Source organism: Sinisalibacter aestuarii (assembly GCF_027923545.1).
GTDB classification, from domain to species: domain Bacteria; phylum Pseudomonadota; class Alphaproteobacteria; order Rhodobacterales; family Rhodobacteraceae; genus Sinisalibacter; species Sinisalibacter aestuarii.
On record NZ_BROH01000001.1, the window covers coordinates 667,883 to 690,000 of the forward strand.

The following is a 22,118-nucleotide window of genomic DNA, read 5'->3' on the forward strand; positions in this document are numbered from 1 at the left end:
GCTTCAGATCCCTTTCATATGCGCGTCGAAGGTGGCTTTGGCGCGGCCCCAGACGCCTGTCTCCAGCCTGTCCAGCGTCAGGAGCGATGGCAAGAGTTGCGCCGCGTAATCCTCCGACGATTCCACGGGCAGGAGCGAGGGCAGGTTGTCGATCGCCATCACGTCGAGCGGCGGGGTGTCGGCAACCCGCACCACCGGCGCCTGCCAGCTCGTCGCTTCCGTGTAGATCGGCACCGGGTTGTAGTCGCTGTCGGGGTCGCAGGCGATATCGCCGATCACGCTCAGGCGGCGCGGCGCGGTCAGCGCGTCGGGGCCGACGAAGACCGGCGTGCCGGGCCGGGCGAAGATGCAGTTGAGAAAGATGTCGTGCTGCAGAATTTCCGGGAAAGGGCCGCCGCTTGCCGTCTCCGCCATGTCCCAGCGGGTTACGTCCATGCCCAGCTCGGCGCAGAGATCTGCGGCCCCGGTGCCCACGCGGCCGAGCGCGCCGATGACGAGGGCATGGGGCAGGGGCCGGGCGGTCGCGGCCAGTTCGGCGCGCAGCTCTTCGACGAGCGCTTGCTTGTCGGCATAGGTGCTGACCGGGTGGCAGATGCCGCCCGCTTCCTGCGCCGCCCAGGCCTTGAGCGACACCGCCGCGCCGGAATAGCCCGCCCAATAGCCGAAGGCGGCCACCCGCCGCCCGTCCTCATCCAGGAGATATTCCAGATCGTAGAGCGTGCCGCCGCCCTCCGCGAACCGCCCGAGCAGGCGCCGGCCCGCATGCTGGCCCTTGAAGGCGTGGCCGAACATGATGTGGCGGTGGCTCAGCGGTGTGTCGTCGTCGGGCAATTCCTTCAGCCCGAAGATGATCGCATCCGCCGGCGCCCCGGGCCAGGCATTCTCCGCCACGATCTCGCAGCCCGCTTTCGCATAGCCGTCGATGGCGATCTTGCGCTGGGCGCTTTCCTCGACGCTTACCTTCATCCCCGCCGCGATCAGCCGCGCCGCGCCCAGCGGCGTGAGGCCCACCCGCTCTTCGTTTGGCCGCTGTTCGGCGCGCACCCAGAGATGTGTCATGCGGTCTCTCCTCAGATATAGGTCTGCGCGTGCTGGCGGTCGGGCGGGGCGAGGTGCGGCACCGCGTTGAACTGCGTGAGCGTGAGGCCCGCCCCGACCGGGTGCAGCTGGTGGACGGAGGTGTTCATGATGGTCAGCGCCAGCCGGGCGAAGGCGCCCAGCTCCAGCCCCATCGCCACCCGGATCGCCATCGCGATCAGCCCGCCCGAGGTGACGACCAGCGCCCGGCCTTTGCCCGCCGCGATCTCGTGCAGCACATCGTCCACCCGGCTCTGGAAATCGTGAAAGCTTTCCGATGCGCCCTCGATCCTGCCGTCCTGCCAGGCGGTGAAGACCAGCGGCATATGGTCGATAAAGGCGTTGCGGTCTGTCGGCATGGCGAGGCCGAACTGCTCGTGCATCCGGTTCGACAGATCGAAATATTCCACCTCGTTCAGCCGGGGATCGACGATGGGCTCGCTGTACTGCCCCGCCTCCATCGCCTGTGCCGTCTCGCGATGGCGGGTGAGCGCGCCGGAATAGACCCGGTCGAACCCCGTGCCCAGGTCGCGCCAGTAGCCGCCAAGCCAGGCCGATTGCTGGTGCCCGAGCGGCGAGAGGGCATCATAGCCCGCTTCCGTCGTAGCCCGGGAATTGGCCTGACCGTGGCGGATAAGCGTGATCTGCGACATGGGAACTCCTGCATCGGTTCCCCGGATAGCTATCGCGCCGGCTCCCCGGGTGAAAGGGGCAAGGCGGCCAAAACCGCTCCGGCAGGCGTGGCGGGAAAGCGCCTGTTATTGCATAGCGGCTTTGTATTTCCCCATTTCTGGCCGAAGCTGACCTCAAACCTGCTGCGGGAGGATAGACGATGAAACACACCACAGGCGCCGTGCTGCTCGGCGCACTTGCCCTTGCGCCGATCCCGGCCCTTGCCGATGATGTCGCGCTGATCGTTGCGGGCAGCGATTACCGCTACCTGCCCGATCTCGACGGCGCGGCGGAGGCGGCGACGCTTGCCGAGGCGCTGGAGGCGGAGGGGTTCGCGATCGTCTCGGCCCTCGACCGTGACGCCGCCGGCGCGGCGGAAGCGCTGGAGCGGTTCCGTGCCGAGGCGCAAGAGGCGGAGCGCGTCTTCGTTTTCGTGACCGGCCATATTCTGTCGACGACGCGCGAATCGTGGTTTCTTACCCGCTATGCCGAAGACCCCACCGATTTCACCATCGGCACCGGGGCGGTGCCGCTCGGGCCGGTGCTCGACATTGCCGCCGCCCATCCCGGACGCGCCGTGGTGATGCTTTCACCGGCGGGCGAGGAAGATCCGGGCGGGCCGGGGCTTCTGCCGGAGCTGGTGCTTGAGGCCCCCGAGGGCGTGGCGCTGTTCGAAGGCCCCGCCGCGGATCTGGTGAGCACGGCCACCGGCACGCTGCTTGTGCCGGGGCGGGTGCTGCGCGCCCTGCCCGACAGCATCGCCGCGACCGGAGATCTGCCCGATACCATCCCGTTCACCCCGCTGCCGTCCGCGCCGGGCGTCGACCGCGAGGCGGCATTCTGGGATGTGGTCAAAACAATGGGCACGGCGGAGGCATTCCAGACCTATCTCGACACCTATCCCAACGGGCGTTTTGCCGCCCTCGCCCGGGCCGCCATCGGCGCGCTCAGGGACGATGCGAGCACCCGGGCGGAAGACGGCGAGGCCGCGCTGGCGCTGAGCCGCGAGCAACGCCGCGACATCCAGCGCGACCTGTCGCTGCTGGGCTACGATCCGCGCGGGATCGACGGCATCTTCGGCCCCGGCTCGCGGGCTGCGATCACGGCCTGGCAAACGGCGAGCGGCTACCCGGCGACCGGCTACATCACCGCCGACCAGAGGCGGGTGCTGGCTGACCGGGCGGCGGTGCGCGCCGCCGAGCTTGAGCGCGAAGCGGCGGCCCGCAAGGCCGAGGAAGAGCGCCAGGATACCGCCTATTGGCGCGAAACCGGCCGGGGCGGCGATGAGGCGGGCCTGCGTGCCTACCTTGCCCGCTATCCCGACGGGCTGTTTTCCGATGTGGCCGAAACCCGGCTGGCCGAGATCGAAGAGGCCAGGCGTGCGGCGGCGGCCGAGGAGGAGCGGGCCTATTGGGATCAGGTGCGCCGCGAAGACAATGCCGCCGCCTACCGCCGCTATCTTGACCGCTACCCGCGCGGCGCCTTCTCCGAGGAGGCCCGCGCCCGGCTCGACGCCCTCACCGCCGAGGCCGGCAATGCGGCGGCCAAGGCCGAGGAGGAGCGTGTGGCGGGCAATGGCGTGACGCGGCTGCTGGTGGAGAACCGGCTGAAAGCCGCAGGCTACGATCCCGGCCCGACCGACGGCACCTTCAACAAGAAGACCCGCCGCGCGATTCGGCAGTTCCAGCGGGCCGCCGGTATCGAGGTGTCGGGCTATGTGACCCAGGCCACGATGGTGCGCCTGCTGGCGGTGCGCTGAGCCCGAAAAAGCAGAAAGGCCGCCGGTATGCCCGGCGGCCTTTCCTGATCAATGCTCTGCTTTGCTCAGCCCTGACGGGCTTTGAAGCGGCGCTGCGTCTTGTTGATCACATAGACGCGGCCTTTGCGGCGCACGACGCGGCAGTCGCGGTGCCGGGACTTCAGCGAGCGGAGCGAGTTGCGGACTTTCATGGCCCTTCTCCTCATGTCGCGGCGCCGGGAGCGCCAGTTAATCCTAATGCCCGTCTCCGGGCAGCGATGGTGGGCGATACTGGGATCGAACCAGTGACCCCTTCGATGTCAACGAAGTGCTCTACCGCTGAGCTAATCGCCCGATATGTGCCTGCCGGGATCGCCCCGGGGGGCGGGTCCAAACAAACAGACGCGGGAAACCCCGCGCCGGTCCGCGGTTCTATAGAAGGTTGCAGGGGCGCGCGCAAGGGGCTTTTGGCCGCGCCGATTATGCCTCTATAGTGCTTGCAGGAGGTGGCGATGCACCAGAACGCCTATGATGTTTTCATGCCGGGTCACCGCTCGACCAGCGTGGTCTTTGCCTCGCCTCATTCCGGGCGCGATTACGGCTGGGCCTTTCTGCGCCGCTCCGCGCTCGACGAACACACGATCCGCTCGTCGGAAGACGCCTTTGTCGACATGTTGTTCGCCGATGCCCCGGCGCAGGGCGCGCCCCTGCTCGTGGCCCGGGCGCCGCGCGCCTTCGTCGATTTCAACCGTGGCCCCGAGGAGCTGGACCCGGCCCTGATCCGTGGCCTCAAGCGCGGTGGGCACAATCCGCGCGTGAGTTCCGGGCTGGGGGTGATTCCCCGCGTCGTGGCGGGTGGGCGCGAGATCTATCGTGGCAAGCTGACGCTGGCCGAGGCGCAGGCCAGGCTTCAGGAACATTGGTTTCCCTATCATGCCAGGCTGCAGGCGCTGCTGAACGAATCGAACGCCCTGTTCGGTCAGTCGCTGCTGGTCGATTGCCATTCGATGCCGCATGAGGCGGTGCAGAGCCTGTGCCGCACCGGCACGGTGAAGCCCGAGATCGTGGTTGGCGACCGCTTCGGCGCGGCGGCGGCTGGCGAGATGGTGGACCGGATCGAAGCCGCGTTCCGCAATGCGGGTTTCAAGGTCGGGCGCAACACACCCTTCGCCGGCGCTTACACCGCGCAGGCCTATGGCCGGCCCTCGCGCCGCCAGCATGTGGTGCAGATCGAGATCGACCGCTCGCTTTACATGAACGAGGCCGAGATTCGTCCCAACGGCAATTTCGACAACCTGCGCCGGTTGCTGGGGGGAATCATCGCCGAGATCGCCGAGATCGGCCGGCCCGCCGACGAGATGCCGCTGGCCGCCGAATAGCGCCTAGCGTATCGACCGCCCCTTGAGAATCGCATCGCTGCCGAACCGGGCGCGGATCGCGTCGGTGGCCTTCTCGGCGGCGCGGCGCTTGGCGGCCTGCGGGTCGAGCAGATCGCCCGACAGATCGGCGGCGCTGCCCGGCCCGAGTTCAGAGAGCCCCACGCCGACCAGCCGAAACGGCCCCTCGCTGGCGGCATTGGCGAACAGATCGCGTGCGGTGCGGTAGATCCGGTCGGCCGATTGCGTGGGATCGGCCAGCGAGATGCGGCGGGTCAGGGTACGGAAATCGGCGCGCTTGAGCTTCAGCGTCACCACCCGGCCGGCGATGTCCTTCGCCTTGGCCCGGTCCGACACCTTCTCCGACAGCCGCCAGATATGGCCGTCGAGCAATTCGGGATCGGCGGTGTCTTCGAAAAAGGTCGTCTCGTTCGAGATCGACTTCATCGGATGATTGGCCGAGACCCTGCGCCGATCCTCGCCGCGCGCGAGGTGCCAGAGCCTGTCGCCCATCGCGCCGAAGCGGGCGTGCAGGTCTTCCTTGTCCCAGCGCAGCAGGTCGGTGAAGGTGCGGATGCCCGCCTGCTCCAGACTGGTCTGCATTGCCGTGCCCACGCCCCAGATCATCCGCACCGGCTTGTCGCGCAGAAAGTCCTCCGTCTCCGCCCGGCCGATCACCGAAAAGCCGCGTGGCTTGTCGAGGTCGGAGGCGATCTTGGCGAGGAATTTGTTGTGGCTGAGGCCGATCGAGCCGGAGAGGCCGAGCTCGTCTTCCATCCGCTTCACCAGCCCCGCCAGCATCACCGCCGGGGGGGCGTGGTGCAGCCGTTCGGTGCCGGTCATGTCGAGAAAGGCTTCGTCGAGGGAGAGCGGCTCCACCGCCGGGGTGAGCGCCTCCATGAAGGCGCGGATTTCTTTCGAGACCGCCGCGTAGTGGCTGCCGCGGGGGCGGATGACCACGGCGTCGGGGCAGAGCTTGAGGGCCTGGAACATCGGCATCGCGGAGTGGACGCCGCGGATGCGGGCGACGTAGCAGGCGGTGGAGACCACGCCCCGCTTGCCGCCGCCGATGATCACCGGCTTGTCGGCCAGCCCGGGGTTGTCGCGTTTTTCGACCGAGGCGTAGAAGGCATCGCAATCCATATGGGCGATGGAAAGGCTGAACAGCTCGGGATGCGAGACGACCCTTGGGCTGCGGCATTTCGGGCAGCGGGGGCCGGCATCGAAGGGGGTGAGGCAATCGCGGCAGAGGGCGGGCATGATGGGCGAGTATAGCAGAGTTCGGCGAACTCGCACGGGGGGATAAGATGCTGTTTTTTATTATGATAGCGATAACATATAGTATTCGGGAAAAGGGCCGGCGCGTGTATCCGGTGCTGACGCGATGAGGCCGGAGAGAGGCGGGCGGAAGCCAAAGCTTCTTGACTGAATTTTCCTGCCTGACCTAATGGGCCGGCTATGCAAACGCCCCGTGAAATCTCGCCTGTGCCGCTGTGGATCCTGATCTTTCTTCAGGCCGGGATTTCGGCATCGAGCCTGGTGGTTGAGATCGTCGCCGGGCGGATGATCGCCCCCTATGTCGGCATGAGCCTCTATACCTGGACGGCGATCATCGCGGTGGTGCTGGCGGGCTTTTCGGCGGGGCATTGGTGGGGCGGCCGGATCGCCGCGCGGGAAACCGGCCATGCCCTGCGCCTGACGGGGTGGACCATGGTGGCCGCCGCTTGCGCGACCGCCGGGGCGACGGTACTGCTGCGCAGCGTGTCCGGCCCGGTGCTGGAAACCATAGCCCAGCCGCTTGCCGCGATCTTGGCCCTGAGCGCGATTGCGTTTTTCCTGCCCTCGCTTTTCGCCGGTGTTCCGGCGCCGGTTCTGACCGTCGCGGCGATGCGTGGCCGGCCCCAGTCCGAGCGGGCGCTCGGGGCGATGTTCGCGGCGGGGGCTCTGGGGGCGATCGCGGGAACCTTGTTGGCGGGCTTTCTCTTCGTACCCTGGCTCGGCTCGGTCAGAACGCTGCTCGTGATCGCGGCGGTCTACGCGCTCGCAGCCGTGCTGTGCTTCTGGCTCGGGCGCGCGTCACGTGACGAGCATGTGGTTGCATCCGCCGCGCTGGGCATTGCCGTGCTGATCGGCGCCGGTGCGCTCAGTCTGCCCGCGGTCTGCGACAGGGAAAGCAGCTATTACTGCATCCGGACGGTGTCACTATCGGCGGACCCGCAGCAGCCGGTGCATCTGATGGTGGTCGATCATCTGGCGCATGGCGTGAGCGGTGGGGAAGCGCCGCGAACCATGTATACGGATCACGCGGCCTTGCTCGATGCGCTGCCGCGGATGCGTATGGCGCGCAGCGATTTTACCTCCTTTCACATCGGCGGCGGGTCTTACTCGGTGCCGCGGGCCTGGGCGGATCGCGGGATCACCGGCATAACGGTGGCCGAGATTGATCCCGAGGTGACGGCGCAGGCGGTGGACGATTTCTGGTTCGATCCGGCAAGCGCGACCGTACTGCACCGCGATGCGCGCATGGCGCTGCGCGACAGCCGCCAGATATTCGACGTGATCGTGGGAGACGCCTTTACCGATATCGCGGTGCCGGAGCATCTGGTCACGCTTGAGTTTTTCCGGCTGGTGTCGGACCGGCTGGCGCCCGGCGGCGTGTTTGCGATGAACCTGATCGACAATGTGGACCGGATGCAGGCGCTGGCGGCGGTGATGGTGACGCTTCGGGAGGTGTTCCCGAGCGTTGAAGTCTGGACCGAAGCGCGGCCCCCGATGCCCGGCGAACGGCGCATCTTCGTGCTGCTTGCAAGCGAAGAGGACAGCCCCGTTTCGGCGGTTGATGCGGCGGCCCCCGATCCGAAACGCTTTCAGGTTCTCCACCCGGCGTTTCTTGACGATGTGATCCGCCAGAAGCAGGCGCGGATTCTGACCGACGATCATGCGCCTTTGGGCTATCTCATGGGGCTCGAACCCCTGATAGACTGATGCCTGGCCTGGTGACGCGCCGGGGCCGGACGTGCCGCCGATTGGCGGCGGTTGCGGGCCGGATGCGGCGGCCTCAGGCCGCGAACCAGCGCTCGATTTCTTCCAGCATGTCCGCCACCAGCGAATCGGTTGCCCGTCTGCCGCTGATGTGAAGGACGAAGCCATGCCTTGTGCGTTCGCGGCGGATGGTCAGGCCCCAGGGGATGTGGACGAGGCGGCGGGGGCGGCCGGGGGTTTTGCGCTGGTCCGGGGGCAGGCTTTCGCATTCGGTGATCAGGGGTTCGATGGCGGCCCATTCCTCGCCCGGGCTGGCGGTGGCCAGGGCGGCGAGGATCAGCTCGTCCCAGCCCAGACGGAGGGCCTGGCCGATGCGCAGGAGGCGGTTTTCGGACCAGGTTTCGGGCAGGTCGATATCGTCTTCGAGCGCCTCGACCACCTCGGCCAGCATCCTGAGCCTGCCCTGTTTGCGGCGGTCGGCATGGGGGTAGAGCGCGGCCAGCGCGGCATCGAGCGTTTCGTAGCCGGCATCGCGCGCCACCACCAGCGTGCGGCCGCGTTCCCACGGGCTGAGGTTTTCGCGGATGTCGTTTTCCTCGACCACGCGGACGAAGGCGGCGGCGATATCTTCGGCCGGGCGAATGAAGGCGGCGATTGTGGCGAAGCGCTCGCCATACATCTCTTCCAGCGCGCGCATGGCCATCAGGCGGCGGTAGCCGGAGAGCAGGCCATAGCCCGTTTCGGTGGGGAAGACCTCGATGGGCAGGCGCAATCCGTTGGCGGCGATGGAGGCGCGCAATTCTTCGAGCGCCCGCGTATCGAGCGCCGAACGGTCACGCGGCAGCGCGGCCTCGTCGATGCTGGCGGTGGGGATGAGCTGGATATCTGTCATCCCCGATCTGTGCCGCGACCGGGGTTAACAACGGCTGAGGGCTGCGCGCGGCGGGCGGTCAGCCCTCTGCCGGTTTGCGCTGATCGGGGCGCGGCTGGATCTCGAGCAGCGCCATCGCGTCGTCGCCGTCGATCTCGTTGCCCGCGGCATCGACAAGCGGCTGGTCGGCGTCGTTCCAGCCCTTCACGCCGAGCTTGACGGAGCGCAGATCGGTGAAGCCCATCTGCGCGAGCGTTTCGGCGGCAAAGGCGGAACGGTTGCCGGAGCGGCAGATGATCACCACCGGCTTGTCGCGGGCGGTGACCAGCGCCGGCTCGGTTTCGGCGTAATCCCATTCGGCGGCGCTTTCGAGGATGCCGCGCGGCACGTTGAGGCTGCCTTCGATCCGGGCGCGGGCGAATTCGTCGCGCTCGCGGATGTCGAGCAGGAGGGCGCCGGGATGGGCGGCGAGGAAGTCCGGCACGTCCCACGGCATGATTTCCTCGATGCGCCGGGCGGCTTCGGCGGCGAGTTGGCTATAGGTCTTGCGGGTCATCGCGGGCTCCTCCTGTGGTCTGGGGCAGATAGGCAGGGCGGGGCGGTGGCTCAAGGCTGGCCGGGGCGCGACCGGCTGCGACCTTTTGCACCGGCGGGCGCCCGGTTAGGGTGGGGCATGGATTTTGCCGGGGCGAAACTGGTGCTGCTGATCGGGGGGCGATTGCTCACGCTGTTGCGCGACGAGCGGTCCGATATCGTTTATCCGGGGCATTGGGACATGCCGGGCGGCGCGCGCGAGGGGGCGGAAAGCCCCGAAGCCTGCATTCTGCGCGAAACGCGGGAGGAATTCGGGCTGGTGCTGGCGGCGGAGCAGCTTGTGTGGCGGGGCGACTTCGACAGCCCGACCACGCCGGGCCTGCGCGCCTGGTGGTTTGCCGCGCGGCTGCCGGCGGCGGCGGAGCGCGCGATTGTCTTCGGCGAGGAGGGGCAGCGCTGGGCGCTGATGGCGCCGGCGGACTGGCTGGCCGAGCCGCTGGCGATTCCACATTTCCGCGACCGGGTGCGGGCGGGGCTGGCGGCGCTCGGCGAGGGGCCGTTCTGCGCTTGAGCCGGGGCCGCGCGCAGCCCATACTGCGCGCGACATGGTCCAAGTGATTTGAGGAGAGCGGTATGTCGGGCAATGACGTGGTGGGCCAGTTTCTCGGCTCGAATATTGTGCTGCTGTTGCTGGCGGCCTTCATCATCCTTTCGATCTTTCTGGGCGTGCGGATCGTGCCGCAGAGCCAGAAATTCGTGGTCGAGCGGTTTGGGCGGCTGCAGGCGGTGCTGGGGCCGGGGATCAACTTCATCATCCCGTTCCTCGACCGCGTGCGGCACCGGGTTTCGATCCTCGAACGGCAATTGCCGAACGCGACGCAGGACGCGATCACCCGCGACAACGTGCTGGTGCAGATCGACACCAGCGTGTTCTACCGCATTCTTGAGCCGGAAAAGACCGTCTACCGTATCCGCGACGTGGATGCCGCCATCGCCACCACCGTGGCCGGGATCGTGCGCGCCGAGATCGGCAAGATGGACCTCGACGAGGTGCAATCGAACCGCTCGGCGCTGATTACCCAGATCAAGGAAAGCGTCGAAGACGCGGTGGATGCCTGGGGGATCGAGGTGACGCGGGCCGAGATCCTCGACGTGAATCTCGATCAGGCGACGCGCGATGCGATGCTGCAGCAGCTCAATGCCGAGCGCGAGCGCCGGGCGCAGGTGACGCGGGCCGAGGGGCAGAAGCGGGCGGTGGAGCTGAACGCCGATGCCGAGCTTTATGCCGCCGAACAGACCGCCAAGGCGCGGCGCATCCAGGCCGATGCCGAGGCTTACGCGACCGAGGTGGTCGCCAAGGCGATTGCGGCGAACGGGATCGAGGCGGCGCAATACCAGGTGGCGCTGAAGCAGGTCGAGGCGCTGGTGGCCGTGGGGGCCGGTGAGGGCAAGCAGACGGTTCTGCTGCCGGCCAATGCGCTCGACGCCTTTGCCGATGCCTTCACGATGCTGAAGGGCGGCAAGTCATGATCTGGGAGATCTGGTGGGCCTGGGTCGCCTTCGGCGTCGGGCTGGCGATCCTCGAAGTGATCGTGCCGGGCTTTGTCTTTCTCGGCTTCGCCATCGGCGCGGTGGTGGTCGGCGTGCTCGTCGCCATCGGGGTGGTGCTGGCGCTGGCCTGGGCGCTGCTCGTCTTCGCCGTGATCTCGGTGATCGCCTGGGTGGCGCTGCGGCAAGCCTTCGGCATCCGGCGGGGCCAGAAGAAGACCTTCGATACCGATATCAACGAGGGCTGAGCCGGCGCTCCGGCGTCAGGGCAGCTCGGCCAGCACCGCCTGCGCCATCTGGCGCGGGCTGTCGGCGCGGGTGATCGGGCGGCCGACGACGATATGGTCGGCGCCGGCGCGGATCGCCTCGCCCGGCGTCATGACCCGCTTCTGGTCGTTCCTGTCGGCCCAGGTCGGGCGCACGCCGGGGGTGACGATGAGCTTGCCCGCCGCTTCCGGCAGGGCGCGGATCGCCGCCGCCTCGTGCGGCGAGGCGATCACGCCATCGGCCCCGGCTTCCATCGCGCGGGCGGCGCGCTCAAGCACGATCTCCTGCACCTCGCCGGGCGCGATCATCGCCGCGTCGAGGTCGGCGCGGTCGAGCGAGGTGAGCACGGTGACGGCGAGCACCTTCAGATCCGACCCGCCCTTGCCCTCGGCAGCGGCGCTGACGACATAGGGATCGCCGTGCACGGTGAGAAAATCGAGATCGTAGTTGCGCAGGTTGCGCACCGCGCCTTCGATCGTGTTGCCGATGTCGAACAGCTTCATGTCGAGAAAGATGCGCTTGCCGTATTCGTCGATCAGCTCGCGCGCCAGAGCCAGCCCACCGCCCATCAGCATCTCCAGCCCGATCTTGTAAAAGCCCACCTCGTCGCCCAGCTTCTGGGCCATTTCCAGCCCCATCAGCGCATTGGGAAAGTCGAGCGGAACGATCAGGCGGTCGTCGGTCTTGGTCATGGCGGGCTCCGTGCTGCTTGGCGGGTTCATCGGCAGCCGGGGCGCGGCTGTCAAGCGCCCTCGCCGTAGAGGCGGCGCATGTCGGGCGCTTCGGTGGTATACATATGCACCCAGATATAGGCGTGCTGGAACAGGGCCAGCACCAGCGCGTTCCACGAGCCGAACAGCAGCGCGATGCCCCAGAGGCCGAGGAACACAACGCCATACATGCCGTTTTCGGTATAGGAGAACACCCCGCCGGTGACCTTGGGCAGCGCCCGGATCTCTTCGCGGAAATGGTCGCCGCCGAGCGCGCGGCGCAGGGTGAAGTGCACCAGCGTCGAATGCATCCCCCAGATGGCGGGGGCCAGCAGGGCGAGGCCGAGCAGGATCTCGGGCAGGCGGTAGGGCGTGATCGGCACATCGTCGGCCCAGCCCGCAAGCAGCGCGGTGAGCGGGCGGGCGGCGAGCAGCGGCATGAAGATCATTGCCCAGACCTTCATGTCGCGCGCGCCGAACAGCCGCGTCATCGCATTGCGGTGCAGTTCGAGCCGGAACACCACGGCGACGATCACCTGATGAATGAGCGCAAGGGCGATCCCGACCCGCGCCCAGCCCGCGCCGGTGAGACCGAGCAGGCTTGCCTCGCCCGGGCGCAGCAGGCTCAGCGCGCCGATGGTCAGCAGAATCGCCATGATCGCATGTTGCGGCTGACCTTCGAGGATCTGGCCCCAGGTCGATTTTGCGCGGATCTCGTCCAGTGTGGCCATTGCCGCCTCCGGTTTCTGCGGGAGCAGGATAGCGCGGCGCGGGGGCGATGGGAAACGTGGTTGTGGGGTGCGGACCGGGGCCGGATATGGTCGGGCGCGGCCATGGACGGCATCGCGCGCGCAGGGCAAGCTTGCGGCACACGGCGATTGCCGCGCCGCTGCGCGACCAGGAGGAGACGCCTGTGCTGCCACATTTTGAAACGGACCGGCTCTGGCTGCGGCCGCGCAGCATGGACGATCTGGGCGCCTGTCTGGCGATGGACCGCGATCCCGAGGTCACGCGGTTCATTCCCGGCCCGTGGCACGATCCGCAGGCGCATGAAGCCTTTCTGAGAGAGAGGATAGAAACGTCGTTTGGTGAGGGACTTGGCTATTGGTCGATCTTTCCCAAGGCGCAGCCCGAGCGCTTTGCCGGCTGGATCCTTCTGATCCCCTATGACGGCATCGGCCCGGAGGTCGAGATCGGCTGGCGACTCAACCGGGCGGCCTGGGGCAACGGGTTTGCCCCGGAAGCGGCGCGGCCCGTTGCCGCGCACGCCGTTCATACATTGGGGCTGGAACGGATCGTTGCGGATATCGACCCGGACAACCACGCCTCGTTGCGCGTGGCCGAAAAGGTCGGGATGACATTCGAGGGCGACGGTTTGCACGGGGGCCGCCCGTGCAAGCGCTATGTGTTGACGATTGTGGCGAGCCAGGGCGTGGCCTGACCGGGCGCCTGCGGGCGCCTGAGCGGTCACGCGCGGGACGGTGCGGCGCGTGGCAACGGCAATTCGATCTCGCGCTCGCCGCGCCGGAAGCCGGGCATCCGCCGGGCCTGGCGCAAGGCGTCTTCGATCAGATCCTGCCGGATCAGATCGGCGGGCGTGTCGGCGGGCAGGGCGCTGCGGCAGGCGAAATGCATATGCGTGGGCGTGCCGCCCTGCTTCGGGGTGAGTTCCATCGTCACATGGCCGGAATGGCAGGCGCCGTCAGGTTCATAGCCCAGCCCGGCAATCTCTATATCTGTCACTCGCATATCACACCGGCCTGAAACCATCGCCTGCCCCAAGTCTGGCAGATCATCGTTACCCAATTCCCAACGCGCTGATTGGCCCGGCGCGCGGGATTCCACAAGGGGGATATCTTGCGAACATTCCCCCCCGCCCCCATCTGGATATCGAGGCCCGGACAGGGGTGTGCCGCAGGGCGGGCACCGGCGAAAGCGGGCGCTTGAAAAAGGAGAACGACATGAACTTGGAGAAGTTCACCGAGCGGTCGCGCGGGTTCATTCAGGCCGCACAGACGATCGCGATGCGCGAAAACCATCAGCGGCTCGCGCCCGAGCATGTGCTCAAAGCTCTCATGGACGACGATGAAGGGATGGCCGCCGGCCTCATCCGCAAGGCGGGTGGCGAGCCCAAGCGCGTGGCCGAGGCGGTGGATGCCGCCGTGGCGAAGATTCCGCAGGTGACGGGCGATGGCGGGCAGGTCTATCTCGACTCCGCCACCGGCAAGGTGCTGGACGAGGCCGAGAAGCTCGCCAAGAAGGCGGGCGACAGCTTCGTGCCGGTCGAACGGCTTCTGACGGCGCTGGCGCTGGTGAAGTCGGCCGCGAAGGAGGCGCTGGAGGCGGGGGCCGTGAATGCCCAGAACCTCAACGCCGCGATCAACGATGTGCGCAAGGGGCGCACGGCGGATTCGGCCTCGGCGGAAGACAGCTATGAGGCGCTGAAGAAATATGCCCGCGATCTGACCGAGGCGGCGGAGGAAGGCAAGATCGACCCGATCATCGGGCGCGACGAGGAAATCCGGCGCACTATGCAGGTGCTGAGCCGGCGGACCAAGAACAACCCGGTGCTGATCGGCGAGCCGGGCACGGGCAAGACCGCGATTGCCGAGGGCCTGGCCCTGCGCATCATCAACGGCGACGTGCCCGAGAGCCTGAAGAACAAGAAGCTGATGGCGCTCGATATGGGCGCGCTCATCGCGGGGGCGAAATATCGCGGCGAGTTCGAGGAGCGGCTGAAGGCGGTGCTGAACGAGATCACCGATGCGGCGGGCGAGATCATCCTGTTCATCGACGAGATGCACACGCTCGTGGGCGCCGGCAAGACCGATGGCGCGATGGATGCGGCCAACCTGATCAAGCCGGCGCTGGCGCGCGGCGAGCTGCATTGCGTGGGCGCCACCACGCTGGATGAATACCGCAAATACGTCGAGAAAGACGCGGCGCTGGCCCGCCGGTTCCAGCCGGTGCTGGTGGACGAGCCGACGGTCGAAGACACGATCTCGATCCTGCGGGGCATCAAGGAGAAATACGAGCTGCACCACGGCGTGCGGATCTCCGACTCGGCGTTGGTGGCGGCGGCGACGCTTTCGCACCGCTACATCACCGACCGGTTCCTGCCCGACAAGGCGATCGACCTTGTCGACGAGGCGGCGAGCCGGCTGCGGATGGAGGTGGATTCGAAGCCCGAAGAGCTTGACCAGCTCGACCGGCAGATCCTGCAGATGCAGATCGAGGCCGAGGCGCTGAAGAAGGAGGACGACACCGCGTCGAAGGACCGGCTGCACAAGCTGGAAGCCGAGCTTGCCGATCTGCAGGAGAAATCCTCGGCGATGACGGCCAAGTGGCAGGCCGAGCGCGACAAGCTGGAAGGTGCGCGTGAGTTGAAAGAAAAGCTCGACCGCGCCCGTGCCGATCTGGACGCGGCGAAGCGCGAGGGCAACCTGGCCCGTGCCGGGGAGCTGAGCTACGGGATCATCCCGGAGCTGGAGCGCAAGCTGGCCGAGAGCGAGACGCAGGACGACGATGTGATGGTGGAAGAGGCCGTGCGGCCCGAGCAGATCGCCGCCGTGGTCGAGCGCTGGACGGGGATTCCGACCTCGAAGATGCTCGAAGGCGAGCGCGACAAGCTGTTGCGCATGGAAGACGTGCTGGGCAAGCGCGTGATCGGCCAGCGCCAGGCGGTGACCGCCGTGGCCAATGCCGTGCGCCGCGCCCGGGCCGGGCTGAACGACGAGAACCGGCCGCTCGGCAGCTTCCTGTTCCTCGGGCCGACCGGCGTGGGGAAAACCGAGCTGACCAAGGCGGTGGCCGAGTTCCTGTTCGACGACGACAACGCGATGGTGCGTATCGACATGTCGGAGTTCATGGAGAAGCATTCGGTCGCCCGGCTGATCGGCGCGCCTCCGGGCTATGTCGGCTATGACGAGGGCGGGGTTCTGACCGAAGCCGTCCGCCGCCGGCCCTATCAGGTGGTGCTGTTCGACGAGGTCGAGAAGGCGCATCCGGACGTGTTCAACGTGCTCCTGCAGGTGCTCGACGACGGCGTGCTGACCGATGGTCAGGGCCGCACGGTGGACTTCAAGCAGACGCTCATCGTGCTCACCTCGAACCTCGGCAGCCAGGCGCTGAGCCAGTTGCCGGAGGATGCCGATGCCTCCGTCGCCAAGCGCGATGTGATGGATGCGGTGCGGGCTCATTTCCGGCCCGAATTTCTCAACCGGCTCGACGAGACGATCATCTTCGACCGCCTCACCCGCGCCAATATGGACGGGATCGTGGACATCCAGCTTGGCCGGCTCGCCAAGCGTCTGGCCAAGCGCAATATCACGCTGACGCTGGACGCGGGCGCCAAGACCTGGCTGGCCGATCAGGGCTACGATCCGGTCTATGGCGCGCGGCCGCTCAAGCGGGTGATCCAGCGCAGCCTGCAAGACCCGCTGGCCGAGCTTCTGCTTGCGGGCGACGTGCTTGACGGCGCCACGGTGCCGGTGAGCGCCGGGGCCGATGGGCTGATCATCGGCGAACGCACCGGCAGTTCGCACAAGCCCAAGCCGGACGACGCCGTGCTGCACTGAGCGGGGCGTGACGCGCTGCAAATGAAAAGCCCCGCCGGAGCGATCCGGCGGGGCTCTTTGCCTTTTGGGCTGCGGTCTTATTCCTCGGCGGGAATCATGCCCGCTTCGGTCGCGGCGGCCAGTTCGGCCTCGTCGAGCGCACCGCTGGCATCGGTGTCGGCCTCGGCGAATTGCTCGTCGGTGAAGTCCGGATACATGGCTTGCAGCTCGGCCAGGGTCACCAGCCCGTCGCCGTCCGCGTCAAGCGCGTCCTGAGCGAAGGCAGCGGAGCCGCTGACAAGAAGAATGGCCAGTGCAATGCGTGCGGATTTCATGGATGAAAACTCCAGTTGAGTGTTACGCCGGGCATGCCGGACGCAGGCGGATTTGCGCATATGGGTGGAAAAAGAAAAGCGGGATTTTTTCACCCGCCCGCGCCGTAAGCGCCTTTTTGCCAAGGGGTTGCGCCTGCCCGCCGGATTGCTCCGGCGGGGCGCAGATCGGGCCCTGGCCCCGGTCAGGCGAAGATGAAATCGCCCGCGTCGAGCTGGGCCAGCAGCGTGTTGTCGAGCGTGACCATGTCGCCGCTGTTGAAGGCCACCAGAACATCGTCGCCAATCTGCGATAGCGCCATGTCGGACAGATCGGTAAAGCCGAAGGCGGACACGTCAAGCCGGTCGAGCCCGTCTTCGAAATCCACGATTACATCGGCGCGCGATCCGGCTTCAAAGACGAAGATATCGGCGTCGCCGCCGCCGCTGAGCGTGTCTTCGGCGCTGCCGCCATTGATCCGGTCGCTGCCGCTGCCGCCATAGATCAGGTCCTTGCCGGAGCCGCCGTAAATCGTGTCGTCGCCCGCATCGCCCCAGAGCTTGTCGTTGCCGCCGTCGCCAAAGAGCGTGTCGTTGTCATTGCCGCCATAGACGCGGTCATTATGGGCGCCGCCGTAGATCGTATCGTCGCCGTCTTCACCGAGCAGCAGATCGTTCGAGGCCTCGCCAAAGATGGTGTCGTTCCCCGCGCCGCCCTGAACCTTGTCCTTGCCGTCGCCGGCATGGATCACGTCATCGTCGCCGCCGCCATCGACGAAATCGTCGCCGTTGCCGGCAGTGAGCGTATCGGTGCCGGCATAGCCATAAATCTGGTCGTCGCCATCGCCGGAATCGATGGCATCGGCCCCGTCGGTCAGGCGCAGCACATCGGCCTCGCCGGTGCCGGCGATGACCGGCGGCGCGGCGAAGATGAAATCGCCCGCGTCGAAATCGCCGGTCAGCGCGCCGGTGACGGTGACCTGGCTGGTGCTGTCGAACACGATCAGCACGTCATCGCCGGTTTGCGAGACGGTCATGCCGGAGAGGGCATGGATGCCGAATGCGCTCACGTCGATCCTGTCGGCGCCATCGGCCCAGTCGGTGATCGTGTCGGCGCCGGCGCCCTTCTGGAACCAGAAGATATCCGCGCCGCCACCGCCCGCGAGCAGATCGTTGCCGCGCCCGCCATTGATGAGGTCTGCGCCATTGCCGCCGTCGAGCGTGTCGTCGTCGTCGCCGCCGAGCAGCGTGTCGTCACCCTCGCCACCTTCGAGCGTGTCGAACCCGTTGCCGCCGATCAGCGTATCGGCGCCGAGGCCGCCAAGCAGCAGGTCATCCTTGTTGCCGCCGTCGAGCTGGTCGTCGCCGTCGCCGCCATCGAGGAAATCGTCGGAATTGCCGCCGAACAGAATATCGTTCCCGAGACCGCCAAACAGCCTGTCCTTGCCGTTGCCGCCGTCGAGGTAATCGTTGCCTTCGCCGCCGTCGAGCGTGTCGGAGCCGCAATTGCCATCGAGGTTGTCGTCGCCGTCACCGCCATAGACCCGGTCGGAGCCGTCATCGGCGATGTAGTGGTCGTTGCCGCCGAGCAGATAGACCAGATCGGTCGACTCGCTGCCGACCAGCGCATCGTCGCCCTCGGTGGGCACCAGATTGGCGGTCAGATCGAGCGCGAGCGCATAGTTCACCTCGGCGGTGCTGGCGAGGTCGATGCCGAAATAATAGGTGCCGGTATAGTCGGCGATGAAGGTCAGCTTGACGGTGCCGGTTTCCTGGTTGGCGGTGAAGGACAGGACCGAGCCGGTGGCGCTTTCGCCCGCGAAGGAGACGCTGCCGCTTTGCGTGCCGCCGCCATCCGGCCCGAACATCACCAGATCGGCGAGATCGGAGGAGGCCAGCCCGGTGAGGGTGATCGTATAGGCTTCGCCCGCGATCAGCGCGGCGGAGGCCAGATCGACCTCATCGCCGGGCGAAACGGTGCCGGCGAGCATGTCGCCGGTGGTCAGGCTGTAGACGGTCGATGAATCGTCCGCCGCGTCGAGCGTTTCGGTCAAAAGCGCCATGGTATCTCCCCAAAGGTATCGGTATCGCCGGGCGGACTTCTGGCGGTCCGCCGCCATCATTGGCTGAGGTCTGTTAAGAAAGTGTCACCCGATGCGTGCAGCCGCATCAACGTATTTCGGCCCTTGCCGGGGCAAAAAGACGACGCGCCGGGCCGGAACGTAAACACTCCGGGTGCTGGCGGGAGACTGCCCCAAGTGAGGCAACAATCATCGGGCGGGATGGCCGCCGGTGCGAGAGAATCGGACAGCCGGGCCTTTGTGGCGATCGCAGAAAAAGCCCCGCCGGATCGCTCCGGCGGGGCTGGGTTGGCTGGGAGGCGTGCGGCACCGGCTACATGTCATCCATCGGGATGAGACCGGCCTCGCGTGCGGCGGCGAGTTCGTCGGCGTCAAGCGTGCCGTCGCCATTGGCGTCGGCGGCGTTGAACGTGTCTTCCGTCACATCCGGATATGCCGCGACGAGTTCGTCGAAGGTCACCAGCCCGTCCTCGTCGGCGTCCTGCGCGAACAGGGCGGGGGTGCTGGCGAGCAGAAGGGTGAGAGCAATCGGTGCGGTTTTCATGTGGTACTCCATTCAGGGTTACGAAACGGCGCCGCTCGTGACGGCGCAGTGCCAGTCGGCACCAAAAGGGGCGCGGGCGCACCGGCTGGCGGCGAAACCGGGCAAAATGCGCGCGGGCTTGCGCGTTTGGTGGCTGCGGGCGTGCGGGTTGTGGCGCATCCAAGCGCGGCTTCTTGCCGGTGGCGAAGGCCCACCGAGGCCGGGGCGCCGGCTCGGCGGTCCGCCACCGAAAACCGGCCCGGTGGCCCGGCGGCCTTTTTCTGCCGGTCACAACCGGAATGACACGCCTTTCGCTCTCGTTTGGAATCGCTAGGATGCCCGAAAACCAGCGGGAGGCGCGGCGATGGGCACGATGTTCTGGGTACTGGAGTGGTTGGCTCTGCTGCTTGTCGTGGCGATCGGGCTGATGCTGGCCGCGGCGGCGGTGATGTACGTTGCCGACCGTTTCCAGACAGCCGATGCGGTGCGGCGCAACTATCCGGTGATCGGGCGGTTCAGGAAGCTCTTTACCAATCTCGGCGAGTTCTTCCGGCAATATTTCTTTGCCATGGACCGCGAGGAGATGCCGTTCAACCGGGCGCAGCGCGACTGGATCTACCGCGCCGCCGACGGGCGCGACAATACGGTGGCCTTCGGGTCGACCCGCAACCTGCAGGCGCCGGGCACCACCATCTTCATGAACGCCGCCTTTCCGCCGCTCGGCTTTCAATATGCCCGCACCGAACCGCTGGTGATCGGCCAGACGGCGCGCGAGCCCTATGCCGCGCCCTCGTTCTTCAACATCTCGGGCATGAGCTACGGCGCGATCTCGCGCCCGGCGGTGCGTGCGCTGAGCCATGGCGCGAAGAAGGCGGGCGTGTGGATGAATACCGGCGAGGGCGGGCTTTCGCCGTTCCACCTCGAAGGGGGATGCGACATCGTCTACCAGATCGGCACCGCCAAGTATGGCGTGCGCGGGCCGGACGGGAAGCTTTCCGACGACAAGCTGCGCGAGGTGGCCGCCTATCCGCAGGTGAAGATGTTTGAACTCAAGCTCGCGCAGGGGGCGAAGCCCGGCAAGGGCGGCATTCTGCCCGCGAGCAAGGTGACGGAAGAGATCGCCAAGATCCGGGGCATTCCGGTGGGGGTGGAAAGCGAAAGCCCCAACCGGCATGAGGAGATCGACGATTGGGGCGATCTGCTCGACATGATCGGCCATATCCGCGAGGTCACCGGCCTGCCGGTGGGGTTCAAGATCGTGGTCGGGCGGGTGGATCCGTTTGCCGAGCTGTTCGATCTCATCCTGCATCGCGGCCCGGCCTGCGCGCCGGATTTCATCACCATCGACGGCGGCGAGGGCGGCACCGGCGCCGCGCCGATGCCGCTGATCGACCTGGTGGGGATGCCGATCCGCGAGGCGCTGCCGCGGATCGTCGATCTGCGCGACCAGCGGGGGCTGCATGACCGTATCCGGGTGATCGCCTCGGCCAAGCTGGTCAATCCCGGCGATGTGGCCTGGGCGATTTGCGCCGGCGCCGACTTCGTGACATCGGCGCGCGGCTTCATGTTTTCGCTCGGCTGCATCCAGGCGCTGAAATGCAACCGCAACACCTGCCCCACCGGCATCACCACCCATGATCCGAGGTTGCAGAAGGGCCTCGTGCCCGAGGACAAGGCGGAGAAGGTGGCGCAGTTCGCCACCAGCCTGATCCACGAAGTCGAGACGATTGCCCATAGTGTCGGCGTGGCCGAGCCGCGCCAGATGCGGCGGCGGCATGTGCGGATCGTGCAGAATGACGGGCGCTCGGTGCCGATGAACGAAATCTATCCAAGTTACAGCACGCGCGCAGCAACGTGATCGGGCTTGTTTTGGCCGTCGCGGGCGGGCTTGTTAGGAGAAGGCGAGCATAGAAGGAAAGGCACAATGGGCTATAAGAGCAAACTGAGCTGGGCCGATGTCACCCCGAAGGCGGCCTATCTGAACCGCCGCCAGATCATGGCCGGCGCGGCGGGGCTGGGCCTTGGCACGATCGCCGGGCCGGTGGCGGCGGAGGTTCCGCTCGACCGCGAGCCCAACACGCTGGAGCAGATCACCTCGTACAACAACTATTATGAGTTCGGTGTTCAGAAAGAGGATCCGGCCAGATATGCGCACCGGCTGACCACCGATCCGTGGAGCGTGGTGATCGACGGCATGGTGGACAAGCCCGGCACCTACGATCTGGCCGATCTGCTCGACGGTATGGATATCGAGGAACGGATCTACCGGTTCCGCTGCGTCGAGGCGTGGTCGATGGTGATTCCGTGGAACGGGTTCGAACTGGCGCAGCTTCTTACCAAGGTGGGGGTGCAGCCCTCGGCGAAATACGTCGCCTTCGAAACCGCGCTGCGCCCCGACGAGATGCCCGGCCTGCGCTCGCCGGTGCTGGACTGGCCCTATGTGGAGGGGCTGCGGCTCGACGAGGCGATGCATCCGCTCACCATGATCGCCACCGGCATCTATGGCGAGAGCCTGCTCGGCCAGAACGGCGCGCCGCTGCGGCTGGTGGTGCCGTGGAAATACGGCTTCAAGTCGATCAAGTCGATCGAGCGGATCACGCTCACCGATGAGGAACCGCCGACGAGCTGGAACAAGGCCAACCGGCGCGAATACGGCTTCTATAGTAATGTGAACCCCAACGTCGACCATCCGCGCTGGAGCCAGGCCAGCGAACGGGTGATCGGCGCGGGCTTCTTCGCGCCCCGGATCGACACGCTGATGTTCAACGGCTACGCCGACGAGGTGGCCGGGCTTTACACTGGCATGGACCTCGCGAAGTTCTACTGACATGGCGCTGAAAGACACGATCAACGGCTGGGCGCGCAAGCTGCC

The 22,118-nt window shown here is 66.9% G+C and carries 23 protein-coding genes and 1 tRNA gene (1 of these 24 cut by a window edge); 11 read left to right on the plus strand and 13 right to left on the minus strand.

Annotated elements, in window-relative coordinates:
• Positions 1 to 3: 3 nt before the first annotated feature.
• Together QMG28_RS03390 and QMG28_RS03395 are read right to left on the minus strand one after the other, a co-directional pair.
• Positions 4 to 1,059, minus strand: coding sequence for a saccharopine dehydrogenase (locus tag QMG28_RS03390; protein ID WP_281840756.1), 1,056 nt, complete (start codon positions 1,057 to 1,059; stop codon positions 4 to 6).
• Positions 1,060 to 1,070: 11 nt separating this feature from the next.
• Positions 1,071 to 1,730 carry a histidine phosphatase family protein gene (locus tag QMG28_RS03395; RefSeq protein ID WP_281840757.1) on the minus strand — a complete coding sequence of 220 codons (660 nt, stop codon included), beginning with the start codon at positions 1,728 to 1,730 and terminating at the stop codon, positions 1,071 to 1,073.
• 179 nt (positions 1,731 to 1,909) lie between these two features.
• Here QMG28_RS03395 and QMG28_RS03400 point away from each other — a divergent pair, with 179 nt between their 5' ends.
• Positions 1,910 to 3,508 carry a peptidoglycan-binding domain-containing protein gene (locus tag QMG28_RS03400; RefSeq protein WP_281840758.1) on the plus strand — a complete coding sequence of 533 codons (1,599 nt, stop codon included), beginning with the start codon at positions 1,910 to 1,912 and terminating at the stop codon, positions 3,506 to 3,508.
• Positions 3,509 to 3,573: 65 nt separating this feature from the next.
• Here QMG28_RS03400 and ykgO read toward each other — a convergent pair whose 3' ends face one another.
• Positions 3,574 to 3,699, minus strand: coding sequence for a type B 50S ribosomal protein L36 (ykgO, locus tag QMG28_RS03405; protein WP_028287243.1), 126 nt, complete (start codon positions 3,697 to 3,699; stop codon positions 3,574 to 3,576).
• A 67-nt stretch (positions 3,700 to 3,766) separates the two neighbouring features.
• Positions 3,767 to 3,841, minus strand: a tRNA-Val gene (locus QMG28_RS03410).
• A gap of 158 nt (positions 3,842 to 3,999) precedes the next feature.
• Here QMG28_RS03410 and QMG28_RS03415 point away from each other — a divergent pair.
• Positions 4,000 to 4,866, plus strand: a complete 867-nt coding sequence (locus tag QMG28_RS03415; protein WP_281840759.1) for an N-formylglutamate amidohydrolase — start codon at positions 4,000 to 4,002, stop codon at positions 4,864 to 4,866.
• A 3-nt stretch (positions 4,867 to 4,869) separates the two neighbouring features.
• On the opposite strand, the gene QMG28_RS03420 is transcribed toward QMG28_RS03415, so the two are convergent.
• A complete protein-coding gene (locus QMG28_RS03420; RefSeq protein ID WP_281840760.1) occupies positions 4,870 to 6,123 on the minus strand; it encodes a DNA polymerase IV in 1,254 nt (417 codons plus the stop codon).
• Positions 6,124 to 6,321: 198 nt separating this feature from the next.
• On the opposite strand from QMG28_RS03420, the gene QMG28_RS03425 reads away from it, so the two are divergent.
• Complete coding sequence (locus QMG28_RS03425; RefSeq protein ID WP_281840761.1) at positions 6,322 to 7,848, plus strand: fused MFS/spermidine synthase; 1,527 nt, start codon at positions 6,322 to 6,324, stop codon at positions 7,846 to 7,848.
• 73 nt (positions 7,849 to 7,921) lie between these two features.
• On the opposite strand, the gene QMG28_RS03430 is transcribed toward QMG28_RS03425, so the two are convergent.
• A complete protein-coding gene (locus QMG28_RS03430) occupies positions 7,922 to 8,737 on the minus strand; it encodes a ParB/RepB/Spo0J family partition protein (protein WP_281840762.1) in 816 nt (271 codons plus the stop codon).
• A 58-nt stretch (positions 8,738 to 8,795) separates the two neighbouring features.
• The gene (locus QMG28_RS03435; RefSeq protein ID WP_281840763.1) at positions 8,796 to 9,272 is read right to left on the minus strand and encodes a rhodanese-like domain-containing protein; all 477 of its coding nucleotides are present in this window, start codon (positions 9,270 to 9,272) and stop codon (positions 8,796 to 8,798) included.
• A gap of 117 nt (positions 9,273 to 9,389) precedes the next feature.
• Between QMG28_RS03435 and QMG28_RS03440 the strand changes: the two genes are divergently transcribed.
• The 3 genes from QMG28_RS03440 (at position 9,390) to QMG28_RS03450 (ending at position 11,046) form a co-directional block, all read left to right on the plus strand.
• On the plus strand, positions 9,390 to 9,821 hold the full coding sequence (locus tag QMG28_RS03440) for an NUDIX hydrolase (protein ID WP_281840764.1): 432 nt from the start codon (positions 9,390 to 9,392) through the stop codon (positions 9,819 to 9,821).
• 62 nt (positions 9,822 to 9,883) lie between these two features.
• Entirely contained in the window at positions 9,884 to 10,780 is an 897-nt protein-coding gene (locus QMG28_RS03445) for an SPFH domain-containing protein (RefSeq protein ID WP_281840765.1), read from the plus strand.
• A complete protein-coding gene (locus QMG28_RS03450) occupies positions 10,777 to 11,046 on the plus strand; it encodes an NfeD family protein (protein WP_281840766.1) in 270 nt (89 codons plus the stop codon). Before QMG28_RS03445 ends, QMG28_RS03450 begins: the two co-directional genes overlap by 4 nt.
• Positions 11,047 to 11,061: 15 nt before the next feature.
• On the opposite strand, the gene pyrF is transcribed toward QMG28_RS03450, so the two are convergent.
• Positions 11,062 to 11,757, minus strand: coding sequence for an orotidine-5'-phosphate decarboxylase (gene pyrF, locus QMG28_RS03455; RefSeq protein WP_281840767.1), 696 nt, complete (start codon positions 11,755 to 11,757; stop codon positions 11,062 to 11,064).
• Positions 11,758 to 11,807: 50 nt separating this feature from the next.
• Positions 11,808 to 12,506 (minus strand): methyltransferase, encoded by a 699-nt coding sequence (locus tag QMG28_RS03460; protein ID WP_281840768.1) that lies wholly within the window; start codon positions 12,504 to 12,506, stop codon positions 11,808 to 11,810.
• A gap of 182 nt (positions 12,507 to 12,688) precedes the next feature.
• Between QMG28_RS03460 and QMG28_RS03465 the strand changes: the two genes are divergently transcribed.
• Positions 12,689 to 13,216: a GNAT family N-acetyltransferase gene (locus QMG28_RS03465; RefSeq protein WP_281840769.1), complete on the plus strand. Its 528-nt coding sequence runs from the start codon at positions 12,689 to 12,691 to the stop codon at positions 13,214 to 13,216.
• Positions 13,217 to 13,242: 26 nt separating this feature from the next.
• Here QMG28_RS03465 and QMG28_RS03470 read toward each other — a convergent pair whose 3' ends face one another.
• Positions 13,243 to 13,518, minus strand: a complete 276-nt coding sequence (locus tag QMG28_RS03470; protein ID WP_281840770.1) for a hypothetical protein — start codon at positions 13,516 to 13,518, stop codon at positions 13,243 to 13,245.
• Positions 13,519 to 13,736: 218 nt separating this feature from the next.
• Here QMG28_RS03470 and clpB point away from each other — a divergent pair, with 218 nt between their 5' ends.
• Positions 13,737 to 16,352 carry an ATP-dependent chaperone ClpB gene (gene clpB, locus QMG28_RS03475; protein ID WP_281840771.1) on the plus strand — a complete coding sequence of 872 codons (2,616 nt, stop codon included), beginning with the start codon at positions 13,737 to 13,739 and terminating at the stop codon, positions 16,350 to 16,352.
• A 77-nt stretch (positions 16,353 to 16,429) separates the two neighbouring features.
• Here clpB and QMG28_RS03480 read toward each other — a convergent pair whose 3' ends face one another.
• From QMG28_RS03480 to QMG28_RS03490, 3 genes are all read right to left on the minus strand, one after another.
• Entirely contained in the window at positions 16,430 to 16,666 is a 237-nt protein-coding gene (locus QMG28_RS03480; RefSeq protein WP_281840772.1) for an EF-hand domain-containing protein, read from the minus strand.
• 182 nt (positions 16,667 to 16,848) lie between these two features.
• Positions 16,849 to 18,705 carry a calcium-binding protein gene (locus tag QMG28_RS03485; RefSeq protein WP_281840773.1) on the minus strand — a complete coding sequence of 619 codons (1,857 nt, stop codon included), beginning with the start codon at positions 18,703 to 18,705 and terminating at the stop codon, positions 16,849 to 16,851.
• Between the two features lie 331 nt (positions 18,706 to 19,036).
• On the minus strand, positions 19,037 to 19,267 hold the full coding sequence (locus tag QMG28_RS03490; RefSeq protein ID WP_281840774.1) for a hypothetical protein: 231 nt from the start codon (positions 19,265 to 19,267) through the stop codon (positions 19,037 to 19,039).
• A gap of 343 nt (positions 19,268 to 19,610) precedes the next feature.
• Between QMG28_RS03490 and QMG28_RS03495 the strand changes: the two genes are divergently transcribed.
• From QMG28_RS03495 to msrQ, 3 genes are all read left to right on the plus strand, one after another.
• Positions 19,611 to 21,104 carry an FMN-binding glutamate synthase family protein gene (locus QMG28_RS03495; protein ID WP_281840775.1) on the plus strand — a complete coding sequence of 498 codons (1,494 nt, stop codon included), beginning with the start codon at positions 19,611 to 19,613 and terminating at the stop codon, positions 21,102 to 21,104.
• Between the two features lie 66 nt (positions 21,105 to 21,170).
• Positions 21,171 to 22,073: a protein-methionine-sulfoxide reductase catalytic subunit MsrP gene (gene msrP, locus QMG28_RS03500; RefSeq protein ID WP_281840776.1), complete on the plus strand. Its 903-nt coding sequence runs from the start codon at positions 21,171 to 21,173 to the stop codon at positions 22,071 to 22,073.
• A 1-nt stretch (position 22,074) separates the two neighbouring features.
• A protein-coding gene (gene msrQ / locus QMG28_RS03505; RefSeq protein WP_281840777.1) for a protein-methionine-sulfoxide reductase heme-binding subunit MsrQ crosses the window boundary here: on the plus strand, positions 22,075 to 22,118 show its 5' portion. It continues 571 nt past the right edge of the window; 44 of the gene's 615 nt are visible here — the first part of the coding sequence; it begins with the start codon at positions 22,075 to 22,077; its stop codon lies beyond the right edge, outside the window.